This is a genomic window from uncultured Nisaea sp. (assembly GCF_963974195.1).
GTDB lineage: Bacteria > Pseudomonadota > Alphaproteobacteria > Thalassobaculales > Thalassobaculaceae > Nisaea.
This window is the reverse complement of the sequence record NZ_CAXBDC010000011.1, coordinates 1-13904: the sequence shown is the minus strand read 5'-3', so window position 1 is coordinate 13904 and position 13904 is coordinate 1. Positions and strand designations below refer to the sequence as shown.

General features: G+C 63.3%; 10 protein-coding genes. 1 reads left to right on the top strand and 9 read right to left on the bottom strand.

Annotation, left to right across the window (positions count from 1 at the left end; genetic code table 11):
* The first annotated feature begins 70 nt into the window (after positions 1–70).
* Positions 71–616, top strand: coding sequence for a PAS domain-containing protein (locus AAC126_RS04265; protein WP_339850426.1), 546 nt, complete (start codon positions 71–73; stop codon positions 614–616).
* Between the two features lie 107 nt (positions 617–723).
* Here the strand turns inward: AAC126_RS04265 and trxA are convergent, their stop codons facing one another.
* The 9 genes from trxA to AAC126_RS04220 form a co-directional block, all read right to left on the bottom strand.
* A complete protein-coding gene (trxA, locus tag AAC126_RS04260; protein WP_339850424.1) occupies positions 724–1044 on the bottom strand; it encodes a thioredoxin in 321 nt (106 codons plus the stop codon).
* A gap of 135 nt (positions 1045–1179) precedes the next feature.
* Complete coding sequence (gene addA / locus AAC126_RS04255) at positions 1180–4701, bottom strand: double-strand break repair helicase AddA (protein WP_339850423.1); 3522 nt, start codon at positions 4699–4701, stop codon at positions 1180–1182.
* Positions 4702–4704: 3 nt separating this feature from the next.
* Positions 4705–7707 carry a double-strand break repair protein AddB gene (gene addB / locus AAC126_RS04250; protein WP_339850422.1) on the bottom strand — a complete coding sequence of 1001 codons (3003 nt, stop codon included), beginning with the start codon at positions 7705–7707 and terminating at the stop codon, positions 4705–4707.
* A gap of 23 nt (positions 7708–7730) precedes the next feature.
* The gene (locus AAC126_RS04245) at positions 7731–8495 is read right to left on the bottom strand and encodes a nucleotidyltransferase family protein (RefSeq protein ID WP_339850421.1); all 765 of its coding nucleotides are present in this window, start codon (positions 8493–8495) and stop codon (positions 7731–7733) included.
* A 16-nt stretch (positions 8496–8511) separates the two neighbouring features.
* Positions 8512–9525: a phosphotransferase gene (locus AAC126_RS04240; protein WP_339850420.1), complete on the bottom strand. Its 1014-nt coding sequence runs from the start codon at positions 9523–9525 to the stop codon at positions 8512–8514.
* A gap of 23 nt (positions 9526–9548) precedes the next feature.
* Positions 9549–10079, bottom strand: a complete 531-nt coding sequence (gene tsaE / locus AAC126_RS04235) for a tRNA (adenosine(37)-N6)-threonylcarbamoyltransferase complex ATPase subunit type 1 TsaE (RefSeq protein WP_339850419.1) — start codon at positions 10077–10079, stop codon at positions 9549–9551.
* Positions 10076–12532 carry a PAS-domain containing protein gene (locus tag AAC126_RS04230; protein WP_339850418.1) on the bottom strand — a complete coding sequence of 819 codons (2457 nt, stop codon included), beginning with the start codon at positions 12530–12532 and terminating at the stop codon, positions 10076–10078. The genes tsaE and AAC126_RS04230 overlap by 4 nt, the downstream gene beginning before the upstream one ends.
* Before the next feature lie 89 nt (positions 12533–12621).
* Complete coding sequence (locus AAC126_RS04225) at positions 12622–13302, bottom strand: hypothetical protein (RefSeq protein WP_339850417.1); 681 nt, start codon at positions 13300–13302, stop codon at positions 12622–12624.
* A 21-nt stretch (positions 13303–13323) separates the two neighbouring features.
* On the bottom strand, positions 13324–13904 hold a 581-nt coding region (locus AAC126_RS04220; RefSeq protein ID WP_339850416.1), incomplete at its 5' end, for a pyridoxal-dependent decarboxylase.

Below are 13904 nucleotides of genomic sequence, written 5' to 3'. Positions count from 1 at the left end.
GATTTTCTCGAAGTCATCACTAACCATATTCATCATTGAAAACCTTTTGGGTTAACTTTCAAAACCATACATGAACTTGGAAAATAGAGATTATGCAGGCGTCGTCGCCGATGCAGCGACGCTCGATCATCCTGAGCATCGCGCGCTGTTTTCCCATTGGATGGAAAACCGGCGGGGAGAAGCTGTACCGCTGCGCAGCACGTTTGATCCGCTCGAATTTCATCGTTCCATGTCCAGAATGGCCATTATCGAGCGTACCGCAGACGCTGGAAAAGAGAGCTTCCGGTACAGGCTTGCGGGCACCGAGATTGCCCGGCGCGCCGGGCGTGACCCCACCGGGAAGAGTTTCGAAGAGCTCTATCAGGGTACGTATCTTGAGACTGCGATGCAGACCTATCTGGACATCGCCTCATCCAGACGGCCTCACTTCTCCCAGCGGGTTTACCCGATCGGCGACGATGGCAGTGCCCTGCGCTATGACCGGATCATCTTGCCATACAGCTCGGACGGAACGCTGATCGACCAGTTCATCCTGCTGATTGTCGTCGTTGAACAGAACACACCGGTAAAGCAGGTCGGCAGTTTCTCCGTCTTTGGTGACCGGAAGAAAACCTGACCGTTCTCCTGCTGCTACAAAAGCGGCCCGGTACAAAAGCGGCCCGGCATAAAAAAACGGGCGCCAACCAGGCACCCGTTCCTTTAATTCAAGTGATCTGGCTGCTGTCAGAGTGCTTCGTCGATCCACTGCTGGAGCTGCGCCTTCGGCATCGCTCCCATCTTGGTCGCGGCAACCTGACCTTCCTTGAACAGCATCAATGTCGGGATACCCCGGACACCATATTGCTGCGGGATCTGCGGGTTCTCGTCGATATTGATCTTGGCGACGGTAACCCGGTCACCCATCGACTGCGCCATTTCCTCAAGAGCCGGGGCAATGGCCTTGCAGGGGCCGCACCATTCGGCCCAGAAATCGACCAGAACCGGTTTGTCGGAATTCAGAACGCTGTCGGAAAAGCTGGAGTCGGTGACTTTAACCGTCGACATGGGGCAATCCTCGTTTGACAAATCTCTCATGCCGGGTTCGGCCCTCGCATGGACAGTGAATCTAGGAAGCCGGAACACCCGCGTCAAGGCAACGGGTGTCGCGTTCAAATTTCCGGAATGAAATCAAAGGCCGCCTTATCCAGAGACGGAGCCCGGACCATATCCGTCGAGCAAATCACCCGGCAAATCGGTCAAAAACGGCCCGTCCGTCCAGAGCAGAAGGCACCGCACCGCACGCCCCTCGAACATCCGGGCAAGCAGCGCCCGGTAGGCCGCCATCTGTTTCAGATACATCACCGGAACATCCTCCAGCCGTTCCGGCGGCGGCCGGTTCGTCTTGAAATCCACCACCGTCACCCGGCCGTCCTCGACCAGCAGACGGTCGATCTGGCCCGAGACGATTGTCACCTCGCCACCGCCAGCCCCGACCTGCCCGACGATTGGCACTTCCGCGCGTGAGCCGGGCGCGAAAAGCCCGGCCCAGTCCGGATGCTCCAGGACTGTCATGATCTCGTCGACATAACGCTCGGCAAGCCCTGCAGCGAGGCCGTGAACGGGACGCTGCAGGAACGCCAACCCTGCGTCCTTGCGCCTTTCGGCGGGAAGGTCAGGTAGCACCTGAAGCAAACGGTGCAATAACTGCCCGCGCTTGAACCGTCCTTCGTCGATAGCGGAAAGCGGCGAGCGGGTGGCCGGTTCCTGCTCGCTCGGACGGGATGGCATCAGCGGTCGCGGCGGCACCGGCTCCGGCGCAGGCTGTGCCAGCACCCAGAGCGGCAGGGGAGGCTTTTCGGAGACCTTTCCCGCCTCCATGGCCTTTGGCTCCACAGCCCGCTCCTGTGGCGTCTCATAACGCAGCAACGGCAGATCAGACCCGGCGGCACCCGAGACCACGGGATCTTCCACCGGCGTTGCAATCTCACTCAGCGCATTCCGGATCAGCTCGTACCAGTTGCCTTCCGGCGCCCGCTGCTTCGTCGCCCAGCCGCCGATATAAAGCCGGTCTTCCGCCCGGGTCATGGCGACATAAAGCAGCCGCCTATATTCCTCGTTCCGCTTGCGCTCCGCCGCTTCCTTCGCCGCCGTGCTGGCGGGTGCATCCTCAGGCTTGGCCGGAGCACAGAGAGGCACCGGCACGCCATCTTCCCGCTCGCCCCAGAGAATCTTCGCCGTGCCGCGTGGAAGCTGCAGCGTGTCCGGCATGAAGACGATAGGAGCCTGCAGGCCTTTCGAGCCATGCACGGTCATCACCCGGACACGGCCGCCCTCCCCGCCTTCCATATCCCGCTTGATATCGCTCTCGGACGCTTCCAGCCAATGCAGGAAGCCCTGCAGAGAGGCGACATGGCCGCGCTCATATTCCAGCGCCTGTGCCAGGAATTCATCCAGTGGATCGGCGGCTTCGATGCCGAGCCGCTCAAGAATGCGGCGCCGCCCGCTCGGTTCTCCCTCGGCCAGGATGCCGGCGAACAGTTCATAGGGCGGTGTCGTATCGGTCCGCGCCAAGTACGACGAAAGCAGCCGGTCCGCCATGGTAAAGCGCGCATTCTCCGGCGCCCGGCGGCGCAGCTCGCGCCAGAGCCGGTGCTCCTTGCGGTCATGGGCGAGATCGAACAGCTCGTCCTCATCGAGGCCGATCAGCGGGCTTTTCAGGACTGTCGCAAGGGTCAGATCGTCATCCGGCAACAGCAGGAAACGTCCGAGCGCAATCAGATCCATGACGGCGATCTGATCGCTCAGCACCATGCGATCGACGCCCGCCACGTCGATATCGCGCTCCTTCAGGGCGCGCACCATCTCATGCACGAATCCGCCCCGGCGGCGCACCAGAATCATGATATCGCCGGGCCCGATCGGGCGCCCCTTCGAGGGCAGGATTTCGCCCCGGTCGATCCACTGGTGAATACGCCCGGCAATGGCCCCGGCGAGACGGGAAGCCGGGTTGTCGAGGCCGCGCTGGGTGACAGGCACGGCCCAGGCGCCTTCATCCTCGCTCTCCACCGGCTCGAACGGCGGCCAGAGTTCGACCAGGCTTGCGTCTCCACTGCGGGACACGCCATGCCGGATCGACAGGAACTCACCATCCGCATCGGCCTCCAGCACACCCTCGGCGGCGGGACGGCTGTTGAACAGGCGATCCACCAGCCCGAGCACGGCGGCGCCGGACCGGAAAGAGACTTCCAGATCGACCGAAGCCCAGCTCTTGGAGGCCGTCTCCACCCGCGCCGCGAAATGCCGGCGCATACGCAGGAAGCCCTCCGGGTCGGCGCGCTGGAAACTGAAGATCGATTGTTTGACGTCGCCCACCGCGAAAATGCTGCGTCCGGCCCCGCGCACCTCCTCATAGGCGCCTTCACCGGAGAAGAATTCCTCGGTCAGGGCACGGACCACATCCCATTGCTCCGGGTTCGTGTCCTGCGCCTCGTCGATCAGGATATGGTCGAGGCCGCCATCCAGCTTGAACAGCACCCAGGCAGCCACACCGGGACGGCGCAGCAACTCGCAAACGGTCGCGACGAGATCCTCGAAATCCACCAGCGCCCCGCGCCGCTTTCCGCCTTCATACTGTTTGAGCACGGCGGAAGCGATGCGCAGAACGGCAGCCGTTCGCTCCGCCAGTCCGATGGTGTTGAGCAGTTGGCGCACAGCGATCAGGCGCTCCGCCTCCCGCGCCATGACGGTCTCGATATCGGCGAATGTCTCGACGGCCTTCTTGGTCGCGAGCCGCTTCCGCATATCGCCGTCACCTGTCAGGAAGACCGAGCCGTAACTCTCGAAGAGATCGATCCGGGTGTCGGGGTCCGCCGCGAGGAATGTCGCGAGACTATCCGCCCGCTCCACATCCGTCTTGCTGCTGCCCCCAAGGGCTTCCATGGCGCGGCGCAGGCCAACCGCATCGAACGCCGTGTCGGATACAGCGTTCCGCATCACGCTCTCCCGGCTTTCCCCCTCCGGCAGATCGAGATGGGAAAGCAAGGCCTGTGTGATCTGTCCCGGCCCGCCAATGCCTTCGAAGAAGCGGCCAAGCCGCGCCCGCTCCATCAACAGCTCAGAGACCAACCCATCGAAGGTCTCTTCCGCGAAACGCCGGTTGATCAGGCGGAGCGCCTCGCCAAGCGGGCTTTCCGGTTCCGCCGAAGCTTTGTTCAGAACCCGGTCCCGCGCGTCGGAGAGGCGTTCGGCTGCCGTCCGGTCGTCCATTACCTGGAAATGCGGCGGCAGTCCGGCCTCCAGCGGGAAGCGCTTCAGAACGGCCTGACAGAAGGCATGAATGGTCTGGATCTTCAGGCCGCCCGGTGTGTCGAGGGTGCGGGCGAAGAGACGCCGGGCAAGGGCAATCTGGTCCTGCATCGGCTGCCGTCCGAGCAAACGATCGAGCTGGCCACTCAGATCCGTCTCACCGATGACGGCCCATTCGGAGAGCTTCGCCGATATACGGGCGGACATTTCCGCTGCCGCCGCCTTGGTGAAAGTGAGGCAGAGGATGCGACCCGGATCGGCACCCGCCAGCAGCAGGTTCAGCACCCGGTCCGTCAGCACCTTGGTCTTGCCGGTTCCCGCGGACGCCGCAACCCAGACCGAGGCGGCGGGATCGGCGGCCCGGCGCTGGGCCCGGTCGGCCTCGGCGATCACCCCACTCGGATCATGCTCCGCCATCGCCTAAACCTCCCCCGCCGCGGACCATTCCTTGACCCGGGCCAGATGCTCGTAATCGGAATAGCGCGGAGCGTGCTCCGGTGCCGGACGGGAACGGTAGGGCGTCACGGGATCATCGAAAGCCTCGATCAGTTTCAGCAGCCCGTCCTCAGCTTCCTCGATCAGCTCTTCGAGAGTGCCTTTCAGGGGTTTCCGTTCGCCTGCTGGCTCGCCTCCACTCAGCCGCCAATATTCCAGCGCCCCAATCGCTCCTGCCGGAATTTCCGCGAAACCGTCCATGGCCAGCATCATTGCTTCCAGCGGAAGCTGCGGAGAAAGCCCGGCCCGCACCTGCTTGTCGGTCGGCGGTGCACCGGTTTTGTAGTCGACAATGACGTAGCTGCCATCCGCCTGCCGCTCGATCCGGTCCGCCTTGCAGGTCAACTCGACGGATGCGAGAGGGCCACGGAGCATGATCTGCCCCTTGCGTTCGGTCCAGATCCGGGAAAGTGCGGCACGGCGCGGGCCGTCCATCGTAACAACCCATTCAGCGATCCGCTCGAAGCGCGGCCACCAGAAGGCATGCACGGAAGGGCGGAGCATGGCGGGGGCGAACTGTTCCCGGCCGATCTCCAGCAATCGTTCCAGCGCCTTTGGCGGAAGCTCTTCCGGGAACTCGCGGACAAACAGATCCAGCGAATCATGGATCATCGTGCCCCGGTCTGCCGCCCCCGGATCCTCGTCGATCTCATCCAGACTCTTCAGACCAAGAATACGCTTTGCATAGATCGCGTAGGGATCGCGCACCCAGGTTTCGATCTCGGTGACGGAGAACTTCCGAGGCCGCACCTTGACCGGTGGACAGGGCGCAGGAGGACGAACCGGCTCCAGTTTTTTCGGGGCATCCAGTGCCTGCTGCCAGAACGGATAGGCGGCCACCTGCCGGCCGATCTTGTCCTGCAAACTCAGCGCCCGGAGAACCGTTTCCATACGCAGCCACCAGCGCGACGCGACGGTCGGCGCACCATCGACCCGCTCGGCCCGGGTCAGCACCACCTGGGGCGCCGAAGCCGCCATCTGGAAATCGTGCGCGGAAAGACCGATGCGCCGCTCCGGCGACGGCAGACCGAACTCGGCCCGCATGGGACGGCTCATCCAGGGATCGGCGCCGGGATCCGGCGGCCAGGTGCCCTCGTTCAAACCGCCGAGAACCATCAGGTCAAATTGCTGCAACCGGCCTTCCAGCGGGCCGAGAATGGCCAGACGCGGATGCGTACCGTATCTTGGTCGGTGTACCCGACCGACCAGCAAGGCCTCCAGAAACGCACCGTAGGACCGGCCCTCTATCGGCGGGAAGTCACGCACGGCCTCGACCAGCTCACCAAGGAAGTTGGCTGCGTCCTCGCCCGCCTCTCCGGCCCAGAGCCTGCGGTCGCCGGTTTCCTCATTCGTTGCCGCCAGCGTTTCAGCCACGGCGTTGTGGGCGGAAAGCAGGTCGATCAGGGAGGTCGCGTCGCTGTCCAGCAGTTCCGAGAAATGCGTGACGGATGGCGCCAGCTTGCCGATCCAGTCAAGCGCATCCTGCTTTTCCTCTTCAGGGTACGCATCGCGCACCGCATTCAGCAGCCCCTCGATACCCGGCGCCGGGCGCGGGCCACGCAGGACACTGCGCTCCAATGTGCGCACGCGGCGGCGGAAGCGTGGAACCTCCATGCCGCCAGCGGCAAGCGGGTGTTTCAGTGCCGCGAGCAGGGGCACCGGAGCACAGGCGGTGGCCGCCATTTCGGCGGTTGCCAGCCAGAAGGTCATCGGGCCGGTCGCGGACAGGGGTTGCCCGGCGGAATCGTCCACCTCGATATCCCAGCGCCGGAGCGCCGACTTCACCCGGCGTGCCAGCACCCGGTCCGGTGTCACAAGAGCCGCCGTCCGGGTCTCGTCCTCCAATGCCTCACGCAGCATCAGGGCGATGGTTTCAGCTTCCTCGTGATGGCCGGGACAGGCCAGCATGGACAGGCCGTCGATACCGCCGGACAGAAGCTCCGCATGCTCTTCCGGGAGCCGCCGCCAGGCTTCCGTCGTTTCCGCCGGGCGCAGGGTCTCCTGGATCAACCGGCGGCGCGGTGACCGCACCGCACCGGCTCCAGACGACGGCCATTCGCGCACATCCGACCGGTCTCGACCAAGACTCTTCAAGAGATGAGCCAATCCATGCTGGGCATGGCCCGGGTCCTGCCCGATGGCGGCCCAGGTTACCTCATCCGCATCCCGATCCAGCCCCGGCAGCACCACGGCGCCGAGCGGCAGATCCAGCACCGCGCCCATGAGGCGGGCGGTGGCCGGAATGCTACCGGTCGAGCCGGCGACGATGACAGGGTCTTGCGGCGGCTGTTCCGCCCAGCGAGCCGAAAGCCGGTCGACAAGAGCGGAATGCCGGAGCGGTGCTTCCACCGCCCCTTCCTCTGCCAAGAGAGCCGGCCAGAATTCGGTGGCAATGGAGAGAAACTCCAGCACTTCCTGCCAGTGCGATGCGTAACGCTCCTTCGCCAGATCGGCGAGGCCCGCATACGGCACCTGTTCGGTATGCACCTGATCGAGAAAACTGGCGAGTTCGCCCGCCAAGAGGGCCGCATGATCGATCCCGGCCGCCTGGATCGCGGTGCCACTATCCTTGCGCTCAAGAAAACGCTGAACCAGCTGGGTCAAGAGAAGCTGTCGGCGCAGGCCCGGGATCGCGGGCGGCAGATCGCCAGCGGCGGCGGCACCGTCCAGCCCGCTGAACCCGGCCTCGTCATCGTCGATATCGCCAACCGGACGCAGCGCGGGCAGCAGCATCTGACGGCCATTGCCGAGACGGAGGAAACTTTCGCGAAGGGTCCGGACGGCGCGGCGGGTCGGCACCAGGACGGACATCCGGGCAAGGACCATCGGGTCCTCATCGGCTTCCTGCCAGAGGCCCCGCGCCAGGGTGTCGGCGAAACCGTCCGTCGCCTCAATGGCGTAGAGCCCGCCGATGCCGCCGATGCCCATGCCGTCTCCCTTGTTAGCGGACCTCAGAAAAAGGGCACATCGGGCACATGCCCCTGCGCGAAAAGCCTCCGCGCCTGCTCCAGATCCTCGATCGTGCTGATATGATACCAGAGCCCGTCATGCAGGGCACCGTAGAGGCGTTCCGCCTCCTCGGCCCTGTCATAGAGCAGATTCAGGGAAAATGCCCCGTCCGGCGCGCCGTCGAACAGGCGCGGATGCAGGATCGAGGCGCCCATATAGGTATAGGGTGCAACCCGTCTCTCTTCCCGGCGGGTCAGATTACCCATCGGCCCCATGGTGAAGTCCCCCCTGCCGAGGGAGCCCGAGACGCGGGAGGAAGGATGCAGCAGCAACAGCGCATCCATGGTCTTCACGTGCCAGGCCTCGGCCAGCCGCGCCAGCGTCGGCTTCATCGCATCGACCCAGAGACTGTCGCCATTGATGACGAAGAACGGCGCCTCGCCCAGCAGCGGCAGGGCATTCACAACGCCGCCGCCGGTATCGAGCAGGCTGTCCTCGCGACTTATGACGATTTCCACATCCGTCCGGCCGGCAAGATGCGCTTCGATCTGCTCGCCAAGATGGAAGACATTCACCACCACGCGCTTCACACCGACCGCGACCAGCCGCTCCAGGATATGGTCGATCAGCGGCTTGCCGTCGACTTCAGTCAGCGGCTTCGGAACCGTGTCTGTCAGCGGCGCCAGCCGCGTGCCGCGACCGGCAGCGAGCACCATCGCGGTCTCGGGGATCGTCGTCTTTTTCGTCTTAAGGCGGGTCAGCAGCATGGTGGTCGGAACTTCCTCAGGCAGCGCATCCGCCCGGCGGCGGTGTCACGCGATGGGACTCTGGCACGTGTTTTTCGATCCATTCCCGGACGGGTGCAAGAGCCTCGTCGGATAAATTTTCCAGAGCCAGCCTCCAGAGCCGCGGCATATGCACCAGATAACCGTGTTTGCCGTAAAGCACCGTCTGACGCGCAAAGATTCCCAGAACCTTGAAATGACGCTGCGCGCCCAGCACGCGGTAGGAGGCAAGAAATGCCTCCCGGTCCGCAATCTCCGGCATGGCCGCGAAATAACGCTCCATGACCGACGAGATGACGGATTGCGGGATGTCCCGGCGACAATCCTGCAGCAGCGATACGAGATCATAACTGGCGGGGCCGGTCACCGCGTCCTGAAAATCCAGCAAACCGCAGGCGGCTATGCCGGAGCGGCCCGGAAGCAGCATGATGTTGTCGACATGGTAATCCCGGAGGACGAGCACGTCCGCGCCGCAGCGGACCGCGGGCAGGCAGGCACGCCATGCGTCGGCGAAGGCCTCGCGGGCCGCATCGTCGATTTCAAGTCCGACACCGGGGCGGAGATACCAGTCGACGAACAGCATCACCTCATGCAGCAGCTTTTCGTCGCTGTAGGCCGGCACCCGCCCCGCAACACCATCAAGCCCGCGCTTTGCCAGATCCGTCAGCAGATCCGCCGCCAGATCATAGAGGGCGCGTTCATCCTCACCCGCCGCGAGTGCACGGGTGTAGGTGATATCGCCCAGATCCTCCAGCAGCAGAAATCCATCCGTCTGATGGGCGGCCAACAGACGCGGAACGCTGTAGCCGAAACCGGAGAGGATTTCGCCCACGGCAACGAACGGCCGGACGTCTTCCTTTTCCGGCGGAGCATCCATGACGATCGCGGTTTGACCGTCGGCGCGCTTCAGCCGGAAGTAGCGCCGGAACGAGGCGTCGGCCGCAAGCAGCACCTCCGCCGCATCGCCCCAGCCGGCCCCCTGCCAGAACGCGCGCCGGCTCGTATCTCTCATATCGGCAGTATTCACAGTCACCATCAGGTCCACGTCAGCCCCATTCCGGCTTCCTCGCAGGCGCTGCTGAAAGCCGCGCGCCATGTGTCCGGAACCCGCGCCGTAACCCGGCGCGCTTCCGGTCCCGCGGCTTTATCCGCTGCGAAGTCGAAAATCAATTCAATGGCATCCTTCGGGGCAAAGGAGCCGAGACGGTCCGGCCATTCGACAAGACAGATCGCCGTGCCAAAGGCTTCATCCAGCCCGAGCTCGAGAACTTCATCCGGATCGCCGAGCCTATAGAGATCGGCATGCCAGACCTCCAGCTCGGCCCCGTCACGATCAAGCGGGCCATATTGCTGCACCAGGGTGAAGGTCGGACTGGGCACCTCTTCGTCCGCCCCCATCAGCGCGCGCACAAAGGCGCGGGCGAAGGTCGACTTACCGGCGCCAAGCCCCCCGGAAAGCAGGAAAACGCCGCCCGGAACGGCAAAGCCCGCACACGCGCGGGCCAGGCCCTCCGTTGCAGATTGCCCGTTAAGCTCAAGGCGCGCCTCGGCAGCACCTGCCGTCATAGGATCAGCTCATCCGCCAGGGCTGAAGCCGCCCCCGGCGTTACGGCATGGCGCGGAAGACGGCACTGGATGCACAACCCGGCACCCTCAACCGGCTTCACCGACATGGACCCGCCATGCAATTCGACCAGCCGCCGTACCAGCGGCAGTGCCAGATCCGGCCCCTGTGCCCTGCCGCCCCGATCCGGCCCGGAGAAGGCCTCGAAAATCAGGTTGCGCATCTCTTCGGGCACGCCGCTGCCATCATCCGTGACGGCAAACAAGATGCTGTCGCCCTCCGCGCGAACAGAGAGATTGATCCGCTCCCCCTGCGACGTGAACTGCAGTGCACTGGACATCAGATTGAACAGAATTTGCCGGAGCCGGCGGTCATCCGCCTCGATCACGCTCACCGCCTCGTCGAGATCGATCGCGATCTCGACACCCTGGCTGCGGGCCCGTTCCTCGATCAGCAACACCGCCGCATCGGCAACCTCCCGGACATCGAGTTCCCGGGGCTCAAGCGTCAGATAACCCGCCTCGATAGAGGCAAGATCAATGATATTGCCGATCAGCGCGGACAGACGGCCTGAAGATTCAAGAATGGCTTTCAGATATTCCTGCTGCTTCTCGCTGACCTCACCGACATAGCCATCATTAAGCATCTCGGCGAAACCGATGATCGCATTCAGAGGCGTGCGCAGCTCATAGGACACATTGGCGATGAACTCGCTCTTCAGCCGGTCCGCGGTTTCCAGCGCCTCGTTCCGGTCCTGCAATGCGCGCTGCACATTCAGCGTATCGGTCACGTCCAGGAAATTGACCAGCGTCGCGCCATCCGGCAGCGGGACGAAGGAATATTCGAGGGCGGTTCCATCCGGCCGCTCGGTCCGGCCATGCTCGGACACCCGGTCGGCGAAGCGGGCGGCGAATTCCTGTTTGTAATCGTCCCAGTCCTGCTCTTCCAGGACCGGGAAGAGGGGGCGCATCGCGTCAAGAACGTCCGAAACATGCAGCGACTGATCCCGGAATTCCGGATCGAGATCCCACATACTGAGGAAAGTCGGATTGGACAGCGTCATGCGCCCGTCCGCCCCGAACACGACAACGCCTTCGGCAAGATTGTCGATGGTCTCGCGCTGCACCTCGTTCAGCGTATTGTAACTCCGCTCCAGAGCCAGCCTGTCCGTTACATCCTCGAAAGTCAGGAACAGGCCGCCGAAAGGATGCGACATCACCACCATGCGGAGCGTGCGGTCGTCCGGCAGGAAAAAGAAATCTTCCATCGGATCGATCAGTCGGGTGAAAAGCCCGTTCCAATGATCCCGGTAAGCCCGGAAATCCGATTGCTCCGGCAACCGGCGCAATTCCCGGAGCAATTCAAGGAATTCGGTGATGGTCGGATCCGCGTCGAGCTGCGCCGGATCGACCTGCCAGAGATCGGCAAAGGCGCTGTTGAAGAATTTCAGACGCTTGTCCGGACCGAAAATCGCGATCGCCGTGGTCAGGCCTTCGAGCACATCCTCATGCGCAGCGATATGCCGCGCGATCTCGGCCTGCGCTTCTTCAAGAGACGTGACATCGGTGGCCCAGCCGACCGTCCCGCGTGCATCCGGACTTGGCGCCTCGGTCACCTCGAAAAGCCTGCGTTCGCCATCGACAACGATAAAGCGGCTTTCCGAGTAGAGCGCCCCGAGCCGCCGGGCGCGCCGCGAGGTATCGCGCGCCGATTCCGAATCCAGATCGATGACATCGGCGGCGATATTGGCAAAGCGGATATGCAGGTTTTCGTCTCGCCGCCAGAACGGAATGGTCTGCAAGTTGATGGAGGCCAGCAGATCCTCGTTCCGGCGCCTTCTGCTCCGCGCCTCCTCTTCCGCGATCACCCGGCTTTGGGATTCTTCCGAAATATCGACCAGTGCGATAGCCGCCCTCGGAGACACTCCGGTTCCCGCCTCCACCGGAACGCCCGAAATCCTGAGGACACGGGAGCCGTTCCGAATCTCGGTCACAAAGGAAAAGGCCTTCCCTTCAGCCATCAGGGTCCGGACAACGGATTCCAGCGTGGCCCCCGCGCCATCGGCGAGATAACCGGCGATATCGTTGATGGTGCGCAGCCGATCCGCATCGGCGCGCAGCAACGTGCCGACAGACGGGCTGACATAGCGCAGCACCGATCCGCTTCCGGCCGCACCATCCGTGATCATCCCGATCACGCCGACATGAGGCACCTGCAATGCCGCATCACGCCCGTCGAGAGCCGCCGCGAGCGCATCCCGCTCTGCACGCAAGGCGTTGAGACGCCGCCGGTACAATATCCGGGTGACGATCAGGGCGATGGCGGACGCGAGCAGAAACGCCAGAATCACCGCCATAAACGGATTCATGGAGATGCTGATGGAGAGATTATCCATCGCTTCCTTGTTTACCGCATGCGCGGCAGGACTCATGACGGCCAGGGCAAAGGCCGTCATGAGCAAAACCCGGAAGCGGAACGCATATCTTCTCATGCGAGCCAGAGTACGCGCGCGGCAACCCTCGCTCAAGTAAAGACGCCCGCCGCTTATCGGTTGTTTCCAAATAGGAATCCGTAAATCGTCCGGTCCAGACTGACCGCATCGATTCCGGCATCTTCCAGCGCCTCGGCAAGGCCATCATTGGCATCACGTACCGCTGCCTCCGTGGCGCCATCCAGCAGCACGACCCATTCCGGGGTCTGTCCCGGCGGCACCGGCTTGCCCTGTGCCACCAGACCGGCGTTACTGACATCGATATTGTTCTCGGCAAGACAGCCGCCGAGCATGTTCAAGCGCTTGCCCAGCTCAGGCAGCACAGCCGTCTTGAGACTTTCGCGCAGCCGGTCCCGCATGCCTTCTTCCGGGAACAGGCGCGTCACCCCCAGCCAGCCGCACACCCCGTGAGTCTGATCGATGGTGATATCGGCCGTCAGCCGGTCAAACTTGGTGAAGCCCGCCATGACCTTCTGGCTCCACTCACTCTGCACCGCGAGCCGGGCCATATAATCCGGGTCCGCCAGGTCCTGCACCGTGCCGGTCTCGTAGCTGGCGAAATATTTCACCCGGGCATCGGCATCCGCCGCGACATAACGCCGGGCACGGTGAAAACCAGGCATCCAGACGCGCTCATCGATATGCTCGCGATTGTACCACTCGTTGTATTCGTCCTCGTCTTCCGGCGCGACCTCGGTGAAGGTCATCAGCATGCCGGTTCCATACAAACCCATAATTCCCCTGGCTCCTGTTGTTCAGAGTTCCGTGTCGAGACTGCGTGCGATTTCGGTGACCACGTCCCAGCCTTCGCGGACATGGTGCTGTTCGGTGTTGGTCTGCCCGATGGAAAAGCGGATGGCCGCCCGGCCCCGGACCTTGTTCTGGGTGAGGTAAATCCGCCCGTCATCATTGATCCGCTGCAGCAAGGCCGCATTCAGGCGGTCGAGCGTCTCCGGCTCGTCGATGCCAGCCGGGTGATAGCGAAAATTGATCAGCGCCAGAGAGCGCGGCGCGACGATCTCGAAATCCGGTTCGGCGGCGATCCATTCCTCAAGCATTACCGCGAGATCGATATGTTTGCGGATAATCTTGCGCAAACCCTCGGCGCCATAGGACCGGATCACCATCCAGAGCTTCAACGCCCGGAAGCGGCGGCCAAGCGGCACGCTCCAGTCCCGGTAATCGATCACCGCGCCCTGCTCCCGGCTTTTCAGGAATTCCGGCAGGATGGACAGAGTGCGGACCAATGCATCGGGATCGCGCACGAAATGGGCGGAACAGTCGAAATTCGTCAGCATCCATTTGTGCGGATTGAAGACGATGCTGTCGGCATATT

Excerpts from the sequence above, each read along its gene's own strand:
- AAC126_RS04265 (WP_339850426.1), top strand. The coding sequence starts at position 71 with ATGAACTTGGAAAATAGAGATTATGCAGGCGTCGTCGCCGATGCAGCG.
- trxA (WP_339850424.1), bottom strand. The coding sequence starts at position 1,044 with ATGTCGACGGTTAAAGTCACCGACTCCAGCTTTTCCGACAGCGTTCTG.
- addA (WP_339850423.1), bottom strand. The coding sequence starts at position 4,701 with ATGGCGGAGCATGATCCGAGTGGGGTGATCGCCGAGGCCGACCGGGCC.
- addB (WP_339850422.1), bottom strand. The coding sequence starts at position 7,707 with ATGGGCATCGGCGGCATCGGCGGGCTCTACGCCATTGAGGCGACGGAC.
- AAC126_RS04245 (WP_339850421.1), bottom strand. The coding sequence starts at position 8,495 with ATGCTGCTGACCCGCCTTAAGACGAAAAAGACGACGATCCCCGAGACC.
- AAC126_RS04240 (WP_339850420.1), bottom strand. The coding sequence starts at position 9,525 with ATGAGAGATACGAGCCGGCGCGCGTTCTGGCAGGGGGCCGGCTGGGGC.
- tsaE (WP_339850419.1), bottom strand. The coding sequence starts at position 10,079 with ATGACGGCAGGTGCTGCCGAGGCGCGCCTTGAGCTTAACGGGCAATCT.
- AAC126_RS04230 (WP_339850418.1), bottom strand. The coding sequence starts at position 12,532 with ATGACGGCCTTTGCCCTGGCCGTCATGAGTCCTGCCGCGCATGCGGTA.
- AAC126_RS04225 (WP_339850417.1), bottom strand. The coding sequence starts at position 13,302 with ATGGGTTTGTATGGAACCGGCATGCTGATGACCTTCACCGAGGTCGCG.